20 protein-coding genes and 1 pseudogene are annotated in these 22,124 nt (G+C 59.8%); 12 read left to right on the top strand and 9 right to left on the bottom strand.

Annotation, left to right across the window (positions count from 1 at the left end; translation table 11 throughout):
• Positions 1-13: 13 nt before the first annotated feature.
• Both F0311_RS11080 and F0311_RS11075 read right to left on the bottom strand, forming a co-directional pair.
• Positions 14-604 (bottom strand): dihydrofolate reductase family protein, encoded by a 591-nt coding sequence (locus F0311_RS11080; protein WP_150461981.1) that lies wholly within the window; start codon positions 602-604, stop codon positions 14-16.
• A complete protein-coding gene (locus tag F0311_RS11075; RefSeq protein ID WP_191089883.1) occupies positions 601-1,440 on the bottom strand; it encodes an alpha/beta fold hydrolase in 840 nt (279 codons plus the stop codon). The genes F0311_RS11080 and F0311_RS11075 overlap by 4 nt, the downstream gene beginning before the upstream one ends.
• A gap of 95 nt (positions 1,441-1,535) precedes the next feature.
• Between F0311_RS11075 and F0311_RS11070 the strand changes: the two genes are divergently transcribed.
• A complete protein-coding gene (locus F0311_RS11070; RefSeq protein ID WP_150461979.1) occupies positions 1,536-2,159 on the top strand; it encodes a TetR/AcrR family transcriptional regulator in 624 nt (207 codons plus the stop codon).
• Between the two features lie 108 nt (positions 2,160-2,267).
• On the opposite strand, the gene F0311_RS19085 is transcribed toward F0311_RS11070, so the two are convergent.
• Entirely contained in the window at positions 2,268-2,930 is a 663-nt protein-coding gene (locus tag F0311_RS19085; RefSeq protein WP_396897437.1) for a DUF998 domain-containing protein, read from the bottom strand.
• 96 nt (positions 2,931-3,026) lie between these two features.
• Between F0311_RS19085 and F0311_RS19080 the strand changes: the two are divergent.
• Together F0311_RS19080 and F0311_RS18720 are read left to right on the top strand one after the other, a co-directional pair.
• Positions 3,027-3,332, top strand: a pseudogene (locus F0311_RS19080) (serine hydrolase); the annotation flags it as partial.
• 80 nt (positions 3,333-3,412) lie between these two features.
• On the top strand, positions 3,413-4,021 hold the full coding sequence (locus F0311_RS18720) for a serine hydrolase domain-containing protein (protein ID WP_263406270.1): 609 nt from the start codon (positions 3,413-3,415) through the stop codon (positions 4,019-4,021).
• A gap of 243 nt (positions 4,022-4,264) precedes the next feature.
• Here the strand turns inward: F0311_RS18720 and F0311_RS11055 are convergent, their stop codons facing one another.
• Entirely contained in the window at positions 4,265-5,239 is a 975-nt protein-coding gene (locus F0311_RS11055) for a TetR/AcrR family transcriptional regulator C-terminal domain-containing protein (protein ID WP_150461977.1), read from the bottom strand.
• A gap of 172 nt (positions 5,240-5,411) precedes the next feature.
• On the opposite strand from F0311_RS11055, the gene F0311_RS11050 reads away from it, so the two are divergent.
• Both F0311_RS11050 and F0311_RS11045 read left to right on the top strand, forming a co-directional pair.
• Positions 5,412-6,653 (top strand): FAD-dependent monooxygenase, encoded by a 1,242-nt coding sequence (locus tag F0311_RS11050; RefSeq protein ID WP_150461976.1) that lies wholly within the window; start codon positions 5,412-5,414, stop codon positions 6,651-6,653.
• 10 nt (positions 6,654-6,663) lie between these two features.
• Positions 6,664-7,113: a VOC family protein gene (locus F0311_RS11045; protein ID WP_150461975.1), complete on the top strand. Its 450-nt coding sequence runs from the start codon at positions 6,664-6,666 to the stop codon at positions 7,111-7,113.
• Positions 7,114-8,993: 1,880 nt separating this feature from the next.
• On the opposite strand, the gene F0311_RS11035 is transcribed toward F0311_RS11045, so the two are convergent.
• Entirely contained in the window at positions 8,994-9,200 is a 207-nt protein-coding gene (locus F0311_RS11035; protein ID WP_150461974.1) for a hypothetical protein, read from the bottom strand.
• A 50-nt stretch (positions 9,201-9,250) separates the two neighbouring features.
• Between F0311_RS11035 and F0311_RS11030 the strand changes: the two genes are divergently transcribed.
• Entirely contained in the window at positions 9,251-9,913 is a 663-nt protein-coding gene (locus F0311_RS11030; RefSeq protein WP_150461973.1) for a hypothetical protein, read from the top strand.
• Positions 9,914-9,920: 7 nt separating this feature from the next.
• Here the strand turns inward: F0311_RS11030 and aceB are convergent, their stop codons facing one another.
• Entirely contained in the window at positions 9,921-11,525 is a 1,605-nt protein-coding gene (gene aceB / locus F0311_RS11025; RefSeq protein WP_150461972.1) for a malate synthase A, read from the bottom strand.
• 68 nt (positions 11,526-11,593) lie between these two features.
• On the opposite strand from aceB, the gene F0311_RS11020 reads away from it, so the two are divergent.
• Positions 11,594-12,382, top strand: a complete 789-nt coding sequence (locus F0311_RS11020) for an IclR family transcriptional regulator (RefSeq protein ID WP_150461971.1) — start codon at positions 11,594-11,596, stop codon at positions 12,380-12,382.
• Here F0311_RS11020 and F0311_RS11015 read toward each other — a convergent pair.
• Positions 12,375-12,806 carry an Lrp/AsnC family transcriptional regulator gene (locus tag F0311_RS11015; protein ID WP_150461970.1) on the bottom strand — a complete coding sequence of 144 codons (432 nt, stop codon included), beginning with the start codon at positions 12,804-12,806 and terminating at the stop codon, positions 12,375-12,377. The two genes, F0311_RS11020 and F0311_RS11015, sit on opposite strands and share 8 nt — an antisense overlap.
• Before the next feature lie 137 nt (positions 12,807-12,943).
• Between F0311_RS11015 and F0311_RS11010 the strand changes: the two genes are divergently transcribed.
• Positions 12,944-13,972 carry an ornithine cyclodeaminase gene (locus tag F0311_RS11010; RefSeq protein WP_150461969.1) on the top strand — a complete coding sequence of 343 codons (1,029 nt, stop codon included), beginning with the start codon at positions 12,944-12,946 and terminating at the stop codon, positions 13,970-13,972.
• A 38-nt stretch (positions 13,973-14,010) separates the two neighbouring features.
• A complete protein-coding gene (gene ctlX, locus F0311_RS11005) occupies positions 14,011-14,937 on the top strand; it encodes a citrulline utilization hydrolase CtlX (protein ID WP_191089882.1) in 927 nt (308 codons plus the stop codon).
• A gap of 3 nt (positions 14,938-14,940) precedes the next feature.
• Here the strand turns inward: ctlX and F0311_RS11000 are convergent, their stop codons facing one another.
• Together F0311_RS11000 and F0311_RS10995 are read right to left on the bottom strand one after the other, a co-directional pair.
• Entirely contained in the window at positions 14,941-16,086 is a 1,146-nt protein-coding gene (locus tag F0311_RS11000; protein ID WP_150461967.1) for an NAD(P)/FAD-dependent oxidoreductase, read from the bottom strand.
• A complete protein-coding gene (locus tag F0311_RS10995) occupies positions 16,083-16,985 on the bottom strand; it encodes a MurR/RpiR family transcriptional regulator (protein ID WP_223881287.1) in 903 nt (300 codons plus the stop codon). The genes F0311_RS11000 and F0311_RS10995 overlap by 4 nt, the downstream gene beginning before the upstream one ends.
• 290 nt (positions 16,986-17,275) lie before the next feature.
• Here F0311_RS10995 and F0311_RS10990 point away from each other — a divergent pair, with 290 nt between their 5' ends.
• From F0311_RS10990 to F0311_RS10980, 3 genes are read left to right on the top strand one after another with little or no spacing between them, the layout of a single operon-like run.
• The gene (locus F0311_RS10990) at positions 17,276-19,315 is read left to right on the top strand and encodes a hydantoinase/oxoprolinase family protein (protein ID WP_223881275.1); all 2,040 of its coding nucleotides are present in this window, start codon (positions 17,276-17,278) and stop codon (positions 19,313-19,315) included.
• Positions 19,315-21,153, top strand: coding sequence for a hydantoinase B/oxoprolinase family protein (locus F0311_RS10985; protein ID WP_150461964.1), 1,839 nt, complete (start codon positions 19,315-19,317; stop codon positions 21,151-21,153). The genes F0311_RS10990 and F0311_RS10985 overlap by 1 nt, the downstream gene beginning before the upstream one ends.
• Positions 21,150-22,121: a tripartite tricarboxylate transporter substrate binding protein gene (locus F0311_RS10980; RefSeq protein WP_150461963.1), complete on the top strand. Its 972-nt coding sequence runs from the start codon at positions 21,150-21,152 to the stop codon at positions 22,119-22,121. The genes F0311_RS10985 and F0311_RS10980 overlap by 4 nt, the downstream gene beginning before the upstream one ends.
• The last annotated feature ends 3 nt before the right edge of the window (positions 22,122-22,124 follow it).

The following is a 22,124-nucleotide window of genomic DNA, read 5'->3' as shown; positions in this document are numbered from 1 at the left end:
TTCCTTCTTTCTGTTAGCGGGCGCTGCCCGGTGTTAGATGGTGGTCGGTCGGGGTATAGGTATGGAGCACAGCACCGGAGTCGAAGGTGCTGGTTGCCGTGAGATTCAGGCGTAGTCCCTCCGGCCACGGGGACCGACCCGATCCCAGGGTCACCGGATGAATGATGACGCGGACCTCATCGATCAGTCGGTCGTGAAGCAATGTCTGGAAAAGACGGGCGCCCCCGCTGACTCCGATGCGTTTCCCAGGTGCCGTGCAGATCTCTGCAATCTCGGAGGCAGGGTCGTGCGCAGCTCGACTGAGCGGCCAGCGTGAGAGGTCGATCTGTTCGGGTCGACTCGTGAAGACGACCTTCTTATGACCGTTGACCGCGTCGGCTAGGTTTCCGGTCTGATACGGCCAGTGCGCGGCCTGCTCGAGGTAAGTGTCTTTGCCCATGAGCATGGTGTCGATACTCTGCATCGTCTCGACGGCGTGCTCGATCACATCGGAGCCGATGTGCATCCAGTCGAGTTCACCGCCGGGCCCAGCGACGAAGCCGTCGAGGCTCATGTGGAATCCGGCGCTGACGATCCGTCCGTTGTTAGAGCCTGCGTCAGTCATTGGTGGTTCTCTGCATGGGTGGACAGAGTGGAGAAGTACTCGCCGATGGTGTCGGCGAGAAGGACAGGGTCGACATCGTGTGTCTGTTCGGGGAGTTCGTTGGCATTTCCATTAGTCAGGAGTTGTGTCAGTTTGGCGGCGGCCGTCCGCAGCCATGGCGCGCTTGCTGAACCGCTCATCACAAGAGTGGGAACACTCACATCAGCGAAAATATCGATCATCTCCGGCCGGCCCTGCATGGTCTCGCCCATGACGCGTGCGTCGTAGACGAGGGTGTGTGCGAGTTGTTCCATCGCTGGCCAAAAGGGTTGCCCGGCCATCCCGTCCACCATTACTGCAGGCATTCCCACGGCTTCGACCATGAACAGCTTCATGGCTTTGCCGGGCCTGCCGGAGCTGATCTCAGCTTGCAATCGCTCCACGTAGTCCGCGGCCACAGGTGTGCGATCCGAGGAGACGATGAAAGGCGGTTCATAGCAGGCCAGCCCGTCAATAGGCAGGCCCTCGACCGCGCATCGCAGCGCCAGGACCGCACCCGAGGAAAGGCCTACGATGAAGCCGCGCCCGTTGAAACGGTCAAGTAATGCGGCGACATCCTCGATCTCCCGTTCCACGGCGTAGGCGTCTCGGTCATCACTATCGCCGCGTCCGCAGCGATCGTAGGAGACCACGCAGAAGCGCCCCGACAACCGGTCCGTGAACTTCGCGCGCCCTGGATTCAATGCTCGGTGCGTAGCAGCCCCCTCTACGCGAAGCAGCACCGGACGGGATTCGTCTCCTGTTGCGTCATAGGCGATCCTCGTTCCATCGGCGCTAATCACCGTGTCACTGCCCATATGGGCCATACCTCCGAGTAGGGTACTGGTTGGTACTCATACTGTACGGTACTGTTCGGTACTATTGTCAAGGCATCGGAAGTGGGGAGGCCCAGATGGATGCCACCAGATCTGCCCAGAAACGTGAGCATATTCTTGAACGCGCGCTAGAAGTTTTCGTTGCGCACGGTTATGTGGGTACCACCACTGACCAGCTTGCCGCCGCCGCATCAGTGTCAAAGCAGACGCTCTACAAAGAGTTCGGTGACAAGGAGGGCGTGTTTGCAGCACTAATCCAGTTTGCCTGCGATCACGTCGACGATCCGTTCGCCCCGCTTATCGAGCAGATGCACAGCATCGACTCAGCAGATGTGGCCGTGGATCTGATGGCGATGCAGTTCACCCGCTCGATCATGTCTCCGTATGTGCAGCAATTACGGCGCCTAGTGATCGCCGAGGCCACTCGGTTCCCACACCTGGGACAACTGTACTGGGAGGAGGGATTCATGCGCGTGGTGAACTCGGTCGCACGTTGTCTAACGATCCTCGAGGAACGGAATTTGCTGGACGTCCCGGATGCGCGTCTGGCGGCGCACCACTTCGCAGGAATGCTGCTGTGGATCCCCAGCAACCAGACTATGTTTGCCGTGTCAACGCCGCTGGAGGAACCGGAGCTGACAGAGGCCATCACGGCAGGCAGCAGAGCGTTCCTCCGGGCATACCGGGTCAAGGACACCTGAAGAAAGACAGCGTCATGAACATCCAGGCGTTTCACGTGCCTCTCCATCCCGGTTCTGCTGATCGACGAAGCGGGCCTGCTCGCGGTCAAGCCGAATGTGCGCGTTCCGTCAGGAGTCCGCGCGGATGACCGAGAGCAAGTGACTAGTAGTTATTGCCCTGGGCTGCATGCATGATGCCGGACTCACTGCTGCGGAGCGGAAGCCCGTGGAAGATCCGTCTTGAGCCGCCAAGCGACGCTCGAGAGCCACGTGAATGAGATCGTCCCGGCCAAGAAGTAAAAGATGCCCGATGTCCCGGGAAACGCTGCAGTGCCAAGAACAAAGAACAATGAGTAGCGGTGTCGTAGTGCCCACCACCAAGCAACTACGTCTCCACCGAGGGGTCGCCCTACCGAAGTGTCGCGACAGGACGAAGCATCCAGCGATCAGCGCCATGAACGCGCCAAAGAATCCGAGACTGTGAAGACCGCCGCTCATGCTCATGGCTTCTGGAGCCCCATCTGGGGTGCCAGCCGGGAACCCGAAAGCGGGATCGGGTGCACAGAACCCCGCGAGAATCATTCCGATTCCGAAGGTGCCGACAAGCAAGGGTCCCCAAGTGCCACCTCGTGAGCCGTGGAGGTATCGCCGCACACCCCATGCGCACAGGATCGACAGTATTCCGGAGAAGATAAAGGTCACCGACTGCACCCACCCGAACTCTCCGTTCTGAAGGGAGCTGACAGCGTGTCGCGTGACATCGAAGCCGGGCCGCGCAAGCATCTGGACAATGGCAACACCTGGACAGGATCACCTCATGAGTCACCCCGTTCGGCCAAGCTGGATCAAATCGCCGCCCGCTACGCCGCTAAGTCGAAGGTCTCGGCAATGAGCTTTGCCATCGAGCAACCGGCCACCGGATTCACCTTGAGATACTGCGAGATTCACCAGCGGTTTTTCATCGCAAGCATCACCGAAGCTCTACACCCTCGCGATGATCATGCAACGATGATCATGCAACTACGTGAGGAAGGGCCGCTGACCCTCGAGACTCGCGCGGTAGAACTGCTTGGTGAAGACACGATGCGCGGGCTCAACGTGTACGACGGCCACGATCACAGCCCGGCGATCACCGTAGGAGAACTGCTCTCGCACACATCCGGACTTCCCGACTACTTCGAACAGAAGCACCCTGATGGCACCACCGTGCTGTCCACCATGCTCCGAGCCGACCAGAGGTGGACTTTTGAGGATCTCATCGACAAGTCAGGGCCATGCCGAGCCCATTTGCCCCCTCGACACCGGGCAAAGCGCTGTACAGCGACATCAACTACGATCTTCTGGGACGGATCATCGAGGTGGTCGCATCCAGCAGTTATACCCATGCCATCCACCAGCGGGTCATCGAACCCCTCGGCCTCCACGACTGGCTATTCGCACCAGAGACGCTGGATCGCTACGACGAGGTCGCCAACGTGCTACATGGTCGCACGCCGCTGCACATCCCAAAGGCGATGGCCTCTTACCCGGCCACTGGCTCTGTGGTGTCCACACCCGCCGACCAAGTGCGATTCCTGCGTGCGTTCATCACAGGCGAGTTATTCCCCGCGCATTATCTGGCCGAGATGACTACGCACGGGAACTCGGTGTTCTCACGCCTGGCACCTCTCGCCTACGGCATCGGGATCATGCGATTCACCACTGCCCACTGGCTCTCCCCGTTCGCACAGATCCCGGAGATGATCGGCCACTCCGGCTCCTTCGGAACCGTGCTCTACCACACCCCAGAACGCGACCTTTACATATCCGGCACCGTCAACCAGATGCACCCGCGCAGCCTGCCCTACCCCTTATTGACCAGACTCGCCGCTCAGATGCACTAAGGGACCACGACCCCGCCACGGCCAAGAGCTGTATATGAATATCGAAAACTCACGACACCGCATCACCAGCCAACCCCCCCCTTGGTCAACCAGACCTTCTACGACCGTATCGATATCACCGAAGACGAAGGGTGACGAACCGTCCCACTGAGTCGCTCTCCGCCCTCACCAGAACCGACACCAACCGATATCAGGTGCACGCCTGAAACTGCGAACCTAAGAAGAGACGGCCCCGAACACCATTCACGCCGGCTCGGTGGAGTATGCCGCGCGATCGGCGACCAGTGCTGCGAATCCGTCAAGATGACGTGCGAGACCGTATTCGAACAAGACGTCCAAATCGGGTGCTGCGTCATCCGACATCGTTGCCAGGAGAGGAAATCTCCCGCTGGTGAGGAGCTGTCGGCGATGGGTCCGCTGGGTCTCGGACCAGCGGTTCAGGGTCATGCCGGTATTTCTCTCGGCCTCGGCTTCGTCGGCCTTGGATAGGCCGATGGTGACAACGAGTGCATGCAGGGTGAGTGCTTCCTGAAGACGGACATCCATGGGCAGATCGAGGCCCTCGAGCGCACGCAGAATCCATTCGGTGTAGGCCATCATGTTCGGGACTAGGACGGGCCGGGTAAAGGAGACGACCTGGGGCAGCCACAGGTGTCGTCGGCAGAGCCGCCATTGCTGACGGGTGACGAGTTCAAGCTTGGCACGCCATCCTTGCGGTCCGGGTTCGGGTAGATCCAGATCACCGAATACGAGGTCGGCCATCTGGATCAATAGTTCCTGTTTGCCTGTGACGTATCGGTACAGAGACATCGGCCCCAGGTCCAGCTCGGCCGCAAGGCGCCGCATCGTCAAGGCGTGAAGCCCTTCGGCATCGGCAATTTCGATACCGGTGCAGAGGATACGAGTTCGGAACTTCGCCTGGCCCGCCGCCTCGACCTGGGGTCCGGTGCTGGTGTCGCGGTGAGGTGCACGAGCAGGCTGACGGCCGGCTTGAGGGCTGACGACCGTGCCAGAACCGACTTTAGCCTCGACGAGACCCTCCTCGCGCAGGGCGGCGGTCACCTTGGTCGCGGTCGCGATCGCGACGTCCCACCGCTGCGCGATGGCCCGGATGGACGGGACCCGGTCACCGGGGCGGAGATCTCCAGCGGCGATCCGGGAGCGGAGCTCCGCAAAGATTACCCGGTAGGGCGGTTCGGGGCGCTGCAACGACGGCACATGACCTCCAATCCGATCCGGGTTCTCCCCTGCATAGCGGACTCATCGTACTAGTTCACTTGTCAATATACACTAGTTCACCTATCTCAAAAATACTGTATAGAGGACACTTTTAGGTAATACGATGTACGCACCTGGGGCATATACGTTGTATCAGCGAAGGGATGAATGAATGAAGAATCGGGACATTCTTGTGTCAGGGGGTGGTATCGCCGGGGCGGCGCTGGCGTATTGGCTCCGTCAGTATGGGTTCCGGCCGACGGTGGTGGAGCGTGCACCAGCTCCTCGCACGGGGGGTCATGCAGTCGACATCCGGGGCACCGCCCGAGAGGTGATCGAACGCATGGGTCTCGTTGCGCAGGTTCGCAATGCGCTTATCGGAGCCAGCGGCATGGCCTTCGTCGATGAGAGGGGCAGGCGGGTGGCGAGTCTGGGCACCGATCTGTTCGGGCCATCCGGAGGTCCTGTCGCCGAGTGGGGTCTCCTGCGCACCGATTTGGCGCGGATCCTCTACGACGCGATTCGTGATGATGTCGACTATGTCTTCGATGATGCAATCACCGACGTGCAACAGGGTGAGGATGGGATCACTGTCGCGTTCGAGAAGGGTGAGTCCAGACAGTTCGATCTTCTTGTGGGTGCGGATGGCGTTCGTTCCAATGTGCGTGAGCTGACGTTTGGCCCCGAGGATCGCTACATCCGCGATCTCGACTCCTTCATTGCACTCTTCTCGGTCACATCGGACGTTGAGCTTGACGGCTGGCAGTTGATGTACACGATGCCCGGTGGTGATGGCTGGGCAGGCAGAACAGCTGGTCTGCGTCCTTCAGCGGAACCAGGCAGCGCGATCGCCGGATTCTTCTTCCGCGCTCCTGAGCTCAAGTACGACCGACGTGACGTCGCTGCGCAGAAACGGATCGTCGCGCGCACTTTCGAAGACGCCGGATGGGTAGTCTCAGACTTCTTACCGAAGATCTGGGACGCAACCGACTTCTACTTCGACCGAGTCGAACAAGTGCAGGTCGACACGTGGTCGAGACACCGGACTGTGCTGGTGGGGGATTCTGCCTTCTGTGCCTCTCCCATGTCTGGAATCGGCACCAGCCTCGCCCTGGTCGGTGCCTATGTGCTTGCCAGCGAACTGTCCAAGGCCGAGGGTGATTACCGTCTGGCTTATCCGGCGTACCAGACGGGGATGCGTGACTTCGTCGACCGAGCACACCGGTTTGCTCAAACTGCCGGCGACGGTGGCCTGATGCCGAAGTCGCGGGCACAGATGTGGCAGCGAAACCTAATGGTACGGATCCTGCCGTACTTGCCCAAACGCTTCGTCGGTCGTGGCCTGGAGAACATCGCCGACACCATCGTGCTCGACGACGCCCGCCCGGCCCATCACCAAAAGACCAAGCACTAGGGGAAACACCATGTATCTCAGTACCTTTCTGTGGTTCGACGGCCACGCGGAGGCGGCTGCCACTTACTACACGGCTCTGATTGCTGACTCTGAGATTCTGGACATCCAACACGCCGCAGACGGTCGAGTCGTAACCGTCGTCTTCGTCCTGGCCGGTCAGCGATATGTCGCCCACAACGGTGGGCCGCAGTATCCCTTCACCAAAGCCATCTCGATGTATGCAGAATGCGACTCCCAGCAGGAAGTGGATACGCTCTGGGCTGGCCTCGCCGACGGCGGAGAAGAAGGACAAGGCGGCTCCCTGATCGATCGTTTTGGAGTGACTTGGCAGGTCATGCCCACTGCCCTACGGGAGCTACTCCGCGACGCCGGGCCAGAGTCCACACGGCGGGTGCTCAGCGCTCTGCATGCCATGACCAAAATCGACATCCAAGGATTGGTCGACGCTCATGACCAGTGACCCGCACATACGGAAAACGCTGAGAATGAAGTACCGGTAAGGGCGATGGTGATATCAGCGGGTATCGATCAAAGAGCAAGCCTCCACGGGTGAGAAGGAGGCTTCTCCATCACAGCCCAGCGCGGGGCAATCCCCCGCAGGCCAGGGCATTGGGCGCGGATCATCGCAGAGTTCGTCGACGCGACACCCTCAGGCCATGCTGCTACGTGACCATGTCGTCCATAGCTGAGTTCTCGGCCGAGATCTTCATCTCTGAGGTCACCAAGGGTTTCACGCAGAAGGTCCTCTCTGACGGCTTGCCCATCGGCTGCCTCAATGTCCATAAACATGGCGAGCAGGGGTGCAGCTGTTCTTCACCGATACCTTCAGTGCTCTACTTCCACGCCTAAGCCCCGAGAAGACTGGAGTCGTCGATTCAATTGGATAGGAGGCATCCAAGCAGTCGCGATCGTTCTGACCGCCATCTTGCTTCAGTGGGGCAACCAGCATCATTTGATTGTCTCCGCTGTATGCCTGATCGTTGGTCTGCATTTCTTTCCCCTGGCCAGCACCTTCGATGTGCGCATGTATCGAGGGACTTGTCTGGGACTATGTGTGCTCTCTTCGGTGGGTTTCACCTTCGCCATACCGGCGAAGCAGTGACAAGCCTAATTCTGGTGGGACTAGGAGCCGCCGCTATTCTCTTGATGACCTCCCTAGCATTGGTGCCAGGTAGCAGGAAGCCACAAGCACACCAGTCTCGGTGAGAGACATGACGAGGTCGCAGGTATAAATCCTGTCACCCCGACCACAGATCGCCTATATTACAGGCTTACAGCCCGGCTGCGCGTCATGCCTCGGCCGGGTTTTATCGTGTGGTCACCACATCAACTACCTGCGTTTTATCGTCTCGATCAAATACGTTGCTCCTGTGCGGCTCAGAGGGGCGCGTAGGGCGTCTCCACTCGGATCTTTCAGTAGCCGCCATGGACGATCTGTTGGACAGTTCGGCGGGCACGCCGATCATGGTCGCCCACGACCGCTTTCTCATCTCGAGTGGGTCAACTACGTTCATCGGCCTGCTATCCCTCCAGTGAGACTATCCGGACCTAAGTTCTTGTGATGGAGAGCTGGCATCACGAGTTAGATGTTGGTGCCGCCTGTGACTCTTCAGGGAACAAGGCGCGGACAGTGCGATTTTCTTGGAAGGTCCCTGGGATTCTGTTGTTCGTGTCTGGTTGTTCGCATATGCCCCCATGGTCCGTGCTTGCCCAATGACCTGATCTATGGTTTGGTTTCCACTGGGGATGGCTAGGTGATGACCTGTATGAAAACTCGTCCTGTGCCTTGCCCTACCCGCCCGAGTTTCGCGAGCTAGCGATCTTGTTTCTCCGCCGTGGCCGCCTGACCAAACAGGCCCCGTCTGCTCTCGGTATGCATGAGGCCGCGCTGCATGCCTGGCTCCGCAAAGATGATATCGATCACGGTAGCAGACCCGGTAGAAGCACTCGGGAAAACGCCGAACTCCGCAGACGCTGGCTCACTGAGCTGGCCCGAGAGGTTCGGACTCCATCGGTGGAACCCTTGCAGCACCTACGGTTACAACCAATACGGCCGGATACAAGCAGCTCGAGTCGCTAGCGAAGTACGTCTTTCGTCATACACAGTGGCCACACTGGGGCGACAATTAACCGAGCGATACGGACGGGGTTTCAACCGAGCAGCGCTGTACCGGATGAGGAGGTCGCAGGTTCAAATCCTGTCACCCCGACCAGTGAAACCCTGAAATATCAGGGATGCAGCCCGGTACCAGTTTCTCTGGTGCCGGGTTTTCTGCGTTGCGACAACTCTGCGATCCTTTTTCATGACCGGTCTGGGCGGTGGTCTGGTCTGGTGCGAGGTCAGCTGCCGAGCACGGCACCGGATGCTCCGGCGACGATGAGATAGACCAGGTAGAGCAGGATCGTGTGCGTGATGCAGAAGCCGGCGGCGTCACAGGTGTGCCCGGATTCTTTGAAGTAGGCGACGAGTTTCCGGACGAAAGATATCGAGCAAGGTTCACTCCAACGCTGACCCAGGTCAGTGACCCCGACCAGAGAAACAAGCATCTCAACTTTGCTTTCAGCCGATGCTGAGCCTTCAGAGATAGGCTTATGGGGTGACAGTCCAGGGCCCAACGCCGGAGCAGCACAGACAGCAGAAGCAGCAGCAGAAGAAGATCAAACTCTCTGCCTCTGCTGTGGCGTTCCTGATCGGATTCGTGATCCTGATGGTGCTCATGCTGCCCAGTCCCTGGGCCTTCGCCGCCGGTGCACTGGTCGGTGGTGCAGCAGCCGCCGGCACCTACGGCATGATGTACGGCCGGGAGCTCAGCACACTGCGCAGAACAGCAGAACTGACCACGACGCAGCAGTCACTCCAAGACCGTCTGAACCAGATAGACTCCACAGTCCGCAACAGCTCGAATCAGTTCCCACCCTCTACCCATGGCCAGCTGCGGATGACCGTAGTGGGGCTTCAGGAGATCGTGGAGCGTTGGGAAACTCTGGGCCGGGTTCCCAAGCAGCAGGATGCGGTCTACCACACCATCACTAGTCACCTGCCTCGCTGCCTTGAGCTGTTCATGGGGCTTCCCGACACTGCCAAGCCCCAGCACGCTGAGGAGTTCAAAGCTCAGGTGAGTCTTATTGCCGAGGCGGTGGCGAAGACCCGCGACCAGGTGGTGAAGAAGGACCTGCAGGCGCTGAAGACCAACCGTGCCTTATTGGAAGAGGCGCTCACCGATCCCGATGAGCGCCTCTTCCGAGACGAAGGTCTATAGACCTTGGTCAGTGCAGGATCTTGTATGCCGGCTGAGTCAAGAAATCTTCATAGTGCTCGGTGTCCAGCACCAAATCCCGAATAATAGCGGCCGCCGGCTCGAAGTACTTGCTGAAAGCGTCGTCGTCGTTAATATCAGTCTTCAGCCGCTCCACCTCCTCGCCCAGCAGCTTGTCCACCAGGCCGGTGGTGATCTGGGCGCCGGTGTCGGCAGTGATGATGCCGTTGTGAATCCACTGCCAGACCTGGGACCGGGAGATCTCTGCGGTGGCAGCATCCTCCATGAGGTTGTGGATGGCCACCGCACCGTTTCCGGAGAGCCAGATGGCGGTGTAGTAGACAGCGACGTAAAGGTTGGTGCGCACCCCGGCCTCGGTGACCTCGCCCTCAGCAGCAGCTACGTTGAGCAGGTCCGCGGCTGTGACGTTCACATCATCACGCTTGCGGCTGATCTGGTTGGGATTCTCACCAAGCACCTTGGTGAACTCCTCGGCGCAGAGGTCCACCAGGTCCGGGTGAGCCACCCAGGAGCCGTCATAGCCGTCATTGGCCTCGCGGGACTTATCCTCGCGGACCTTCTCAATAGCTTTGGCCGTGACCTCCGGCTCGCGGCGGTTGGGGATGAAGGCGGCCATTCCGCCCATGGCAAAGGCTTCCCGCCTATGGCAGGTCTTGACCAGCAGTTCGGTGTAAGCCCGCATGAAAGGCTGGGTCATGCCCACCTGTGCCCGGTCGGGCAGCACAAACTGTTCCCCGGAAGCCCGGAAGTACTTGATCAGGCTGAACAGGTAGTCCCAGCGGCCGGCGTTGAGCCCGGAAGCATGGTCGCGCAGCTCATAGAGGATCTCGTCCATCTGGAAGGCTGCCGGGATGGTCTCGATCAGCACCGTGGCTCGGACGGTGCCGTGCGGGATGCCCAGCTTCTCCTCGGCGAAGCTGAAGATCTCATTCCACAGCCGAGCCTCCAAATAGTGTTCCAGCTTCGCCAGGTAGTAGAAGGGGCCGATGCCCTTCTCGGAGAGCACCTTGGCATTGTGGAAGAAGTGCAGCCCGAAGTCCACCAGTGAGCCGATGGCCGGTTCGCCGTTGATCTCGATGTGCTTCTCCGGCAGATGCCAGCCGCGGGGTCGAATGACCATCACCGGCAGAGTGATGTCATCGCGCAGCTTGTATTCCTTGCCCTCTGGAGAGGTGAACTCCAGGGTACCGCGGGAAGCTTCGTAGAGGTTCTTCTGGGCATCGATAAGATTTCGCCAGGAGGGGGAGAGCGCGTCCTCCAGGCACGCCAGCCAGACCTTCGCCCCGGAGTTCAGGGCATTGATGGCCATCTTGGCAGGTGCCGGAGGGCCGGTGACCTCCACTCTGCGGTCAGCCAGGCTGGGCGGCTGCTCGGCCACCGTCCAGTCGCCGCTGCGGACCTCGGCAGTCTCGGCGGGGAAGTCCATGGCGGCGGCCTTGGCCGCCTGCGCCTGGGCCGTCCTGCGGTTCTGCAGAAGCTCATCCCGGGTCCCGGCGAACTTGGCGTGCAGTTCCGCAATGAACTGCAGGGCCTCATCGGTGATGATCAGGTCGGTTCCCTCGACCTCATACGGTTTGCTGACGCTGATGCTCATAGCTGCTCCTTCGCAGTCACAGGAATCGGGTAGTGCTGTACACATTTCTATGCCATAGAATCCACACTATGAAAGAAGCAGTCCGCAATACGGACTCAACGCAGGGTCGGAACCCGCAGCGCGTGCAGGTCATCGAGCGTGCCTTCGGGCTGTTGGACGCCCTGGTCAAGTTCGAAGGAAGTGCCACCGCCGGTGAGCTCAAGGCTGCCTCCGGCCTGGCTGGGCCCACTGTGCACCGACTTCTGCACACCCTCTTGCACCTCGGGGTGATCCACCAACTTCCTGATAAACGCTATGCACTGGGCGCCAACCTGGTGCCGCTGGGCGAAGGTGCCACTCGGCAGCTCGGCGGTTTGGCGGTGCCGCAGATGCAGTCGCTGGTGGCCGAACTCGGTGAAAGCGTGAACATGGCCGCTATGGAGTCGGAGATGGTGGTCTACATAGCCCAGGTGCCATCCCCGCACTCAATGCGAATGTTCACTGAAGTGGGGCGCCGCGCCTACCTGCATTCGACTGGGGTGGGCAAGGCCATGCTCTCCACCCTGCCCACTGACCGGGTGCGCGAGGTGTTGCGATCCACCGGCATGCAGGCGATGACTCCCAAGACCCTCACCAAGTCCCAGGTACTGCTGGACCAGCTGTCGGTGATCTCATCTCAGGGCTACGCCATCGATGATGAGGAGCAGGAGTTGGGGGTGCGTTGTCTGGCTGTACCGGTTCCGCAGGGCCCTACCAGGATGGGGCTTTCGGTCTCCGGGCCCACCGCCCGGATGGACGATGCGTTCATCCGTCATGCAGTTCCGCTGATGATGCGCACCGCTGCAGAGATCGGCCGCAAGCTCTCTCGGCTCACCTGACCACGGAGCTGAGCAGCAGACTGGTCTCTGAGTTCATGATTCCTTTGACTCCGCGCAGTCGGGTGAGCAGGGAGTCGAACTCGCGCAGGTCCTGGCAGGAGATCTCTGCCACCAGGTCCCAGGCCCCGTTGGTGGTGTGCAGTGCGGTGATCTCTGGATAGCCACGCAGTTCGGTAATCACCTGGCTGGTGGGTCGACCGAAGAGTTCGATCAGGCAGATCGCCCGGACTTCATCCACTTCCTGAAGGTCTCGGATGCGCACGCTGAAGCCTACGATCACTCCGGATGCGGTGAGGTTATCGATCCGCTTGGTGACCGTGGCTCGGGAGACGCCGAGCTTCTCCGCCAGCGCGGAGACAGGGGCCCGACCATCGCGCCGTAACTCTGAGATGAGCTGTCGGTCCAGGTCTGAGAGCTGCTTCATGGACATTATGCTATGTCATCAGGGGCATAATGATCGATCTATAAGCAGAAATAGTACGTTATGCCCATTTCGTGTGCACAGTGAAATCTATAGGCTGGCTTCGTTCCAGCAGATACACCAAGACAGGGAGGCTGGCTGTGCCCCAGTTTGTTGACGTCAAAAGCATGACCCGATGGATCCAGCGCCAGGGTGTAGAGCCCATCATGACCGGAATGGTGGGGTACCTGGAGCAGGACTTCTCCCGGTGGGAGCAGTTCGACAAGATCCCACGGGTGGCCAGTCATACCCCCCTGGGGGTCATCGAGCTGATGCCCACCTCGGACAATGTGGAGTACAGCTTCAAGTACGTCAACGGCCACCCCTTCAATCCAGCCCGGGGCTTCCAGACCGTCACCGCTTTCGGGATGCTCGCTGATGTGGACAACGGCTACCCCACCTTTCTGGCGGAGATGACCCTGCTGACCGCTCTGCGTACCGCAGCCACCTCAGCGATGGTGGCCAAGCATCTGGCTAGAACGGACTCCGCAGTGATGGCAATGATCGGAGCCGGTTCTCAGGCTGAGTTCCAAGCGCTTGCCTTCCGGGCGGAACTGGGCATTGAGGCCCTGCGCGTCTTTGACCTGGACCCGGCAGCGGTCGCCAAGCTGCGTCGGAACCTGGAGCCGCTGGGCTTCAGCATCTACCAGGCCGCCGACATCGGGGACGCCGTGGCAGGTGCGGACATCATCACCACCTGTACTGCGGACAAGGCGCAGAACACGATTCTGCACAGCGACCAGGTCGCTCCAGGGGTGCACATCAACGCAGTGGGCGGAGACTGTCCCGGCAAGACGGAGCTGGACCCGGCGATCCTCACCCGTGGCCGGGTGTTCGTGGAGTACCCCGAGCAGACCCGGATCGAAGGTGAGATCCAGCAGATGCCGGCGAACTTCCCCGTGGTGGAGTTCTGGCAGGTGCTCACTGGGGCACAGCAGGGCCGGAGTAGCGCTGAGGAGATCACCGTCTTCGACTCGGTGGGCTTTGCGATCGCGGACTTCGCTGCACTGAAGTATCTGCGTGATGCCACCCTGGGCACCGATCTGCAGACCCATATCGATCTGGTCGCTGACCCGGAGGACCCCAAGGACCTGTTCTCCCTGGTCAGCTCGCTGAAGCCAGTGGGGTAGTTATGGAGCTTCTGGCCGAGATCCAGACAGCAGGGGCTATGAGCCTACTGTCGGAACCAGCACTGTCTCCTGGACATGTGCTGATGGTCCGGCCGCACCGATTCCGGGTCAATCCGGACACCGCAGCGGATAACGCCTTTCAGCTCGACCAGCCCACAGGCGACGACGCCGCCGAACGCGCCTACCAGGAGTCCACCCGGCTTGCCGAGGCCCTGACAGCAGCAGGGGTAGGGGTCTCCCTCATCGAGGACGAACTCGGCCTTAGTCCAGACAGCGTGTTCCCCAACAACTGGTTCACCACCCACCCCGACGGGCGAGTGGTGCTGTGCCCCATGTTCGCCCCCAACCGCCGGCAGGAGAGAAGGGACGACGTCGTCTCCCACCTCTGTACCAAGTTCCGGGTGGGCGAGGTGCTCGACCTCAGTGCCGCGGAAGACCGTGGGCAATTCTTGGAGGGGACCGGATCCGTGGTGATTGATCATGAGCGGGGGCTGGCCTATGCCTGCCGGTCCAACCGCCTGAGTCCTGGTCTGTTCCGGAAGTACTGCCGGCTGCTGGGGCTGGAGCCGGTGCTCTTTGAGGGCACAGACAGCTCAGGCATCCCGGTATTCCACACCAACATCATGCTCAGCGTGGGACAGAACGTGGTGCTGATCGGCAGTGAGCTGATCCGCGATCGGCTTCAACGTGAGAGATTGGTGGGCTCCCTGCGCGATTCAGGCCGGACTATCGTGGAGCTGACCGAAGACCAGGTCACACGGTTCGCCGGCAATGCTCTGGAGCTAACCGGCGCTGATGGTCCGGTGCTGGCCATGTCCGACACGGCGCTCAGCGCCCTGCGCTCGGACCAGATGGAGGCGATCAGCCGCACCACCGGCATCCTCTCCGCGGATGTCTCCACCATCGAGACCTCCGGGGGTTCGGTGCGTTGCATGCTCGCCGGCATCCATCTGCCACCCCGCTGAGCCTCACTGGTCACCGGGCTTCCTGGGGGCTGCATAAGCCGGGATCTGTGCCGTGGCGGAGAAGCGGGAGGGCCTGAAGTCTTCGAAGAGCGGGTTGGTCTTGCCAGTGGTGATTTCCTCGGCCAGAGCTTCCCCCAGCCAGGGGCCCAGCACTACACCGCTATGGGTGACTGCGATCCAGAGTGGGTTATCCGGCGCATCGGTGGCCGGTCCTGCCACCGTCAGCCCGTCTCCGGGAATGACCCGATGGCCCACCCTCATCTCGTCTAGCTCTGCGGCGTCAGAAGCGAGAAGGGTGCGAAGTCTTCTCATGAACTCCTCACCGATCTGCGGAGGCACTTCCTTGTCTGGATCAGCTGAAACATCCAGGTCGAGCGCCTGCAGGATGAGCGCATCTTCCCCATTGGGACGAATATTGAGATGATCACTGGTGAGTGGACCATTCAGGCCATGGCCAGGTGCCTGCACATAGGCCAGGTAGCCAAATGCGGCACCTCCGACTTCCCGGGGGATCATGGGTAGTTCCACACCTGCGGTGGCGGTCAGCTTTGTGGTCTCGTTGCCGACGGCCAGCACTACAGCGTCGGCAACGAGCTCTGTGCCGGACTGCAGCCTCACCCGCCCCTCGCTGCGAGAGACGCTAGTTGCGGGATCAACGATCAATGAGAACGAAGGGTTCTGCTGCATCTGCGCAATGAGGAGCCGACACAGAAGATGGGGGTAGGCATGACCTTCCCAGGGAAAGAACCCGATCAGAGCGTCGTCGGGAATCTCTACTGGGCGCAGTTGCCGGGCCTCATCGGCAGTAATCCAGCGGGCTGCGTAGTCAAGCGACTGCAGCCTCTCCAAGCGCTGGGTGAGAGTAGTCCGGTGCTCATTGTCTAGGGCGAACTCCACATGGCCGTTAAGCTGCACGGTCTCTGGGTGTTCAGGGGCGATTGTCTTGGTCCAGTGCTTGAGACCCTCATAGTTGAGGGCGTGATAGCTCTCGGGATGCTTCTTGTGACTGTTGATCCATGCGTAACTGGTTGAGGTAGTGCCGGCCGCCACACCTTTGCCCTCAACGAGGGTGACGTCATGACCACGTGCCAGCAGTGCATGCGCCACTGAAGTCCCGACGATTCCTGCTCCGACTACTATGGTTCTCATTTATCATCCTCATTCATGTTCGAGTCCACGGCATTTGCGCGAACAACTTGGGCTAGGCCAAGATCTTCCAGGGTCAGGGTGGCTTTCTGAGGACTGACGGTGGGTCTGATCTCGTTCAGCCGAGTCATCGTCTCTGTTGCCCGGTGAGGAAGAACAGCGGCTACTCCGAGGAAGAGGCCATGGGCCACGGTGAGTGGTAAGACTTGGTCTGAAGCAGCAGACATCGAGGTGGGCGATGTGGTCAGTGTGCAGTCGACCTCACTCCTGATGGGCATGCCGATTGCCTCGGTGATCAGTACCACTGGCGCGTCTACGCTCTTTGCGTGGCGGACGGCTGCTGCGACTTCATCAAACTGCCGGATAGGCGCAAATACCACCAGGGCGTCATCCGCGGTGAGCGGGAGTAGGTAGTCTGCCAGCAGCACACCAGTGTGGTGAGCGCTGCGGGCATCAACCCCTACACGGTTGAGCATATGAGCCATATAGTCACCGATGAACCCCACCGGCTTGAGGCCATAGCAGAAGACTCGGCGAGCTTCAGCTAAGAGGCCTACTGCATGATCCCAGGTCTCCTGAGGAATAGTGTGCCGGGTGCGGGCATGAGCTTGGATGGTGTCGTCGATGACCCCGGTGAGCGCATGGTCCCGGACTCGCTCAATACGTTGTTCAAGGACCTTCTCGGGGTCGAATCGTTCACTGACCAGGTTTAGAGCTGCCCTTTTCAGATCCTTCATACCAGAGTAGCCGAGTGCATGAGCAGTTCTGATGACTGATGCGTCACTTGTTCCGGTAAATGTAGCGATTTCGACAGCCGAACTCGCTGCCGTGCGATCAGGGTGCTGGGCGAAGAATGTGGCGACGCGTTCCAGGGCTGCAGGCAGTGACGGGCCGATCCTCATAGCCCGTAAATACAGGGATTCTGTAGGGTTCTCGGCGCTCATTTCTGATTCTCCAAATAGGTCTAGAGGCGGTTTCACTGGTCTACTCTACGCCTGGCGAGGTTTCAATGTTCCGCTCCGTGGATGTAGTAATCCAAGATTGTTGCCGCGGTAACACGTCGGAAACACTACATAAGTCAAATTAGATGTAGTACGTTCTACATATTCTGAGCGTGGCTGAAGTCACAGCTATTTGGAGTCGCTAACACCATGCCGCGCTGAGCGGCGAGGAGAAAGAGCAGGACACACTCGTGAGAATCGGAGTCGACGTCGGTGGAACATTCACCGATATCACCGCCCTTGATGCTCAGGGCAACTTTCATATCGGCAAGATCCCAAGCACCCCCACAGACCAGTCACAGGCCCTGGTAGACGGAGTCACCTCAGTGCTGACCAAGTCAGGCCACCAGCCTGGTGATGTCAGCTACCTGGGACACGGGACAACAGTCGCGACAAACACTCTGCTTGAGCTCAACGGCTCCAGCACTGCACTTGTTGTGACTAAGGGATTCAAAGATGTCCTGGAGATCGGCCGGCAGAAGCGACCCTCACTCTACGACCTGTTTGTTGATAAGCCACAGGTGCTGGTTCCGCGTCGTCTCATATTCGAAGTCGATGAACGTCTCGACTTCCAAGGGAACCCTCTTCGGGCAGTGAACGCTGATGATCTCAACCAGCTTCGGAAAAATCTTGCTGACACGGATGTGGATGCCATCGCAGTCTGCTTCCTGCACAGCTATCGCGATGCCACCCATGAACAGATCGTTGCCGAGAAGATTGCAGAATGGTTTCCAGACCGGTACGTGACTCGGTCCAGTGTGGTTGCCCCTGAGTTCCGTGAATACGAACGGATGTCAACAACGGTCATCAACGCCTTCGTGGGCCCTAGAATGCACCGCTATGTATCGCGCCTGGAGAATCGTGCGGCATCAGCCGGTGTAGCCGCCTCACCGAAGATCATCCAGTCAAACGGTGGAATGGTCTCACCCACCTCGATTGTGACCCGCCCCGTCACCACCTTGCTCTCTGGGCCCAGTGCTGGCGTGTTGGGAGCGGCCTGGGTCTCCGCTGCCTCGGGGTACAAGGACGTGATTACCTTCGACATGGGTGGAACCAGCACAGATGTGTGCCTTGTGAGAGACGGGGAGGCCACAGTCACCAGCGAACGCTCCATCGACGGATATGTGGTGCGCACCCCCTCGGTCAATGTCCACACAGTTGGGGCCGGAGGGGGCAGCATCGCAAAGATCGATGAGGCAGGAGCCCTCAACGTTGGTCCTCGAAGTGCCGGCGCTGTACCGGGCCCAGCCGCCTACGGCAAAGGCGGACAAGAGGCCACCGTGACAGACGCAAATATTCTGCTTGGTCGCCAGAACCCTGATCAGGCGATTGGTGACGGGCTGCGCCTGGATCTGGAAGCAGCAGAAACCGTAGTGAAGAAAATCTCTGCAGGACTCGGCAGTGACCAACAACAGGCAGCCCTTGGCGTCCTCCGTGTCGCCAACTCGCATATGGCGCGAGCAGTGCGGAAAGTATCGGTGGACAACGGGGACGACCCCCGCGATCTCGCGCTTATCGCTTACGGCGGTGCCGGACCGCTTCACGCCGTTGAAGTCGCTAAAGAGGTAGGGATCAGGACGGTGCTGATCCCTCCCCACCCCGGAACTCTATGTGCCCTAGGCCTTCTTGTCAGTGAAGTGCGCACAGAGATTCTGAGATCCTGCCTGCTCTCGTTCTCCGATGGAGTGACCGGAGTCCGCGAAGTGATCGAAGAGCTGCGAGAAGCTGCTCAAAGCTGGTTTGAAGCCGAAAACGTCCCCCAAGGGCAGCAGCTAACCCAGTTCACCTTAGAGATGCGGTACAAACGGCAGAACTTCGAGCTTCCGGTGGAGGTCGGGGGCGGGACAATCAACGAAAGCGACACAGCACGGATCGCCGAGGCCTTTCATGAGGTCCACGAGAAGACCTACGGATTCCGTCATGACGAATCCGAGCTCACCGTGGTCAACGTGAAAGTAGTGGCCAGTCAACCCGTCTCAGCCCCCCGCGCAGCTTCACTCCCCTCGCGTGAAAGCGGTGCAGTGGCCGAGGCAGAGACCTCGCGCCGTGAGGTCGTCTTTGTCGAAGGAGCTGCTGAAACCCCCATTTACGCGCGAGATCTTCTGCGAGCAGGTGACGTCATCCACGGTCCAGCCGTGATTGAACAGGAGGACTCCACTACATCACTGCCCCCAGGCCACAGAGCCGTCGTCGATACCTATGGAACCCTGATCGTGGAGGTTAACCTCTGATGAGCACCGACACCGTGGCCGCCCAGGCCGCACATTCCAACCAGAATCTCACTGTCGATCCGATCACCGTTCAAGTGATTGGAAATGCGATGCTATCGATCGCTGAAGAAGTGGGGTCAGTGCTGCGTCGGGCCAGCTACTCCACAAACATCAAGGAACGCTCCGACTGCTCCACCGCGCTCTTTGACGCAGAAGGCCGGCTGATAGCTCAAGCGGAGCACATCCCCATACACATGGGTTCGATGGCTGGTGCGGTGGGCCGGCTCAGTGGAGGCATTCCTGGTTACGAGAATGTCAGCATCACACCAGGAGATGTTTTCATTACCAATGATCCCTATGCAGGTGGTGGCACCCACCTGCCTGATATCACCATGGTGGCCCCAGTGTTCTACCAGGGGGAAATCATCGGTTACAGCGCCAATATCGCCCACCATTCCGATGTCGGGGGACACGTGGCAGGATCTAACTCCGGGGACTCGACCACACTGTTCATGGAGGGACTGCGCATCCCCCTGGTGAAGATCACCCACCAGGGGGAAGTCGTCAAGGATGTCCTCGACTTCGTTCTGCTCAACTCTCGTTTGCCGGAAGAGCGTTACGGGGACTTGCTCGCACAGCAGTCCTCGGCCGCTTTGGGCGGAACCCGTCTGGTGGAGCTTTATGAGAAGTATGGGGCAGAGACCGTGGAAGCCTCGTCGAAAGCTCTGCTGGACTATGCCGAGCGCAGGCTGAGGCTTGCTGTAGAGGACGTCCCTGATGGCAGCTACAGCTATACCGACTGGTTGGATCCGGACGGAATTGGGAAAGAACCAATTCCCATCTCAGTCACCATCACCGTGGACGGTGGTCATATTGCCCTGGATTTTGAAGGAACCGGACGGGAAGCTGATGTCGCAGTCAACGTAGTCCGCTCTGCGCTGGAAGCAACAGTCTTCTACGCCTTGAAAGCAGGGCTTGACCCAGAGATCCCGGCCAACGGTGGTTTCTTTGACTCCGTGGAGATCACAGCACCCGAGGGGACCATCCTGAACCCACGGTCACCGGCACCCGTGGCAGCCAGAACAGATGCCTGCCAGCGTGTAGTAGACGCAATCTTCGGCGCGCTCGCCAAGGCCGCACCACACCGGATACCGGCCGGAAGCCACAGCTCCATCACCTATGTGAACTTCTCAGGGATCGGCGACTCGTTCTACGTTTATCCCGAGGTCATTGCCGGAGGTTCGGGTGCCAGGCCGGAAGCAGACGGACTTGATGCAGTTCAAGTGCACATCACGAACTCATCGAATCTCCCCATCGAAGCCCTGGAAGCTGAGTATCCGCTGCGCGTGGAGGCATACGAACTGGTGCCCGACTCTGGGGGAGCAGGCACCTATCGCGGCGGCCTCGCCATCCGACGTGATATCCGGATTCTCGGGGAAGGGGCCGAATTCTCTGCCCACGCAGACCGTCAGACTTCACCACCGGAGGGTTACGCCGGTGGGCAGGACGGAACCCCAGGACGGTTTACCGTGCGGCCGGGCACAGACACCGAGCAGGTGCTTCCGGGAGGGCGGGTCAGCGGCGTCGCACTGCACTCAGGAGACATCATGCGAGTCCAGAGCCCAGGAGCCGGTGGTTATGGCCTCCCCCTGAACCGTGATCCTGAAGCGGTCCGGCTCGACCTGGCCGATGGCAAGATCACCGCCGATGCCCTCAAAGAGACATACGGAGTAGTCCTTTCTGCCGATGGGACTGTCGATGGGCCGGCAACCGCTGCGGCACGAGAAGCATTACGTGCCCGGAGCCATTCAACAGACCGCTCTACCGCACCAAAACAAAGGATGAGGAGAAAACAATGAAACACCTGAAACTGGCAAGCGCCGTAGTGGCAGCCTGTGCACTGACACTGACTGCCTGTGGAGACGATGACGGGGAAACCGACTACCCGACTGAAGCCATCGACCTGACCATCCCCTTCGGGGCGGGCGGTGCCACGGATTTGGCCGCCCGGGCCATGGCCGAGGCACTGGCTGACGAACTGGGCCAACCGGTCAACCCCACCAACCGTGAGGGAGCAAACCAAATTACAGCAGTCAGCTACGTCAACGATGCTACTGCCGACGGCTACACGCTCCTGGCAGACGGAGGAGGCTCGTCGACCCTGCAGAGCCTGCTCGAGGACCTTCCTTACGAATGGGATGACCGGACCTTTATTGCACGGGTTGCCTCCGGCAGCCACGCATATGCAGTAAGTGCAAACTCTGGCATCGAAACCATGGACGACCTTATTGAGGCTATCCAGGAGGACCCCTCCAGCTTCTCCATCGCCTGGCTAGGCGGAACCTCAACCAGTGATTTCACCACTCTGCAGCTACTGGCAGAGATCGACGTGGATGCCAATGACATCAACTGGGTGCCGTTCACCGGCTCAGGAGATGCCATGCAGGCCGCCGCAGCAGGAGATGTAGACCTGGCTGTGGGTGGTACCAGTGCAACAGCTGCCCTCTACAGCTCGGGCGACCTCATTCCTCTGGCTAAGACAGGCGAAGATCCCAACTTCCCAGATGTCCCCCTGACTGCCGATGAAGGCTTCCCAGAGCTGGACATGATCTACTGGGTGGGCCTTTCTGGTCCTGCAGACCTGGACGATGCTGTCGCGGAAGTTCTCGCCACGACTCTAGAGGGGCTTTCCGACGATGAAGATCTGGCGGCAAGCTTTGAAGATTTAGGCATGGTAGTTGATGTGCTCACCGGAGATGAGTTCGAGGTATACATTGAAACTGAAGCTGAGACTTTCGCCGAGCTCGACGGGGCATTAGAGGACTGACGG

This window comes from Nesterenkonia ebinurensis (assembly GCF_008711175.1).
GTDB lineage: Bacteria > Actinomycetota > Actinomycetes > Actinomycetales > Micrococcaceae > Nesterenkonia > Nesterenkonia ebinurensis.
This window is presented reverse-complemented; position numbering and strand designations above follow the sequence as displayed.

Coding starts and splice junctions, on each gene's coding strand:
- F0311_RS11080 (WP_150461981.1), bottom strand. CDS start 604: ATGACTGACGCAGGCTCTAACAACGGACGGATCGTCAGCGCCGGATTC.
- F0311_RS11075 (WP_191089883.1), bottom strand. CDS start 1,440: ATGGGCAGTGACACGGTGATTAGCGCCGATGGAACGAGGATCGCCTAT.
- F0311_RS11070 (WP_150461979.1), top strand. CDS start 1,536: ATGGATGCCACCAGATCTGCCCAGAAACGTGAGCATATTCTTGAACGC.
- F0311_RS18720 (WP_263406270.1), top strand. CDS start 3,413: ATGCCGAGCCCATTTGCCCCCTCGACACCGGGCAAAGCGCTGTACAGC.
- F0311_RS11050 (WP_150461976.1), top strand. CDS start 5,412: ATGAAGAATCGGGACATTCTTGTGTCAGGGGGTGGTATCGCCGGGGCG.
- F0311_RS11045 (WP_150461975.1), top strand. CDS start 6,664: ATGTATCTCAGTACCTTTCTGTGGTTCGACGGCCACGCGGAGGCGGCT.
- F0311_RS11035 (WP_150461974.1), bottom strand. CDS start 9,200: ATGCTTGTTTCTCTGGTCGGGGTCACTGACCTGGGTCAGCGTTGGAGT.
- aceB (WP_150461972.1), bottom strand. CDS start 11,525: ATGAGCATCAGCGTCAGCAAACCGTATGAGGTCGAGGGAACCGACCTG.
- F0311_RS11020 (WP_150461971.1), top strand. CDS start 11,594: ATGAAAGAAGCAGTCCGCAATACGGACTCAACGCAGGGTCGGAACCCG.
- F0311_RS11015 (WP_150461970.1), bottom strand. CDS start 12,806: ATGAAGCAGCTCTCAGACCTGGACCGACAGCTCATCTCAGAGTTACGG.
- ctlX (WP_191089882.1), top strand. CDS start 14,011: ATGAGCCTACTGTCGGAACCAGCACTGTCTCCTGGACATGTGCTGATG.
- F0311_RS11000 (WP_150461967.1), bottom strand. CDS start 16,086: ATGAGAACCATAGTAGTCGGAGCAGGAATCGTCGGGACTTCAGTGGCG.
- F0311_RS10995 (WP_223881287.1), bottom strand. CDS start 16,985: ATGAGGATCGGCCCGTCACTGCCTGCAGCCCTGGAACGCGTCGCCACA.
- F0311_RS10985 (WP_150461964.1), top strand. CDS start 19,315: ATGAGCACCGACACCGTGGCCGCCCAGGCCGCACATTCCAACCAGAAT.
- F0311_RS10980 (WP_150461963.1), top strand. CDS start 21,150: ATGAAACACCTGAAACTGGCAAGCGCCGTAGTGGCAGCCTGTGCACTG.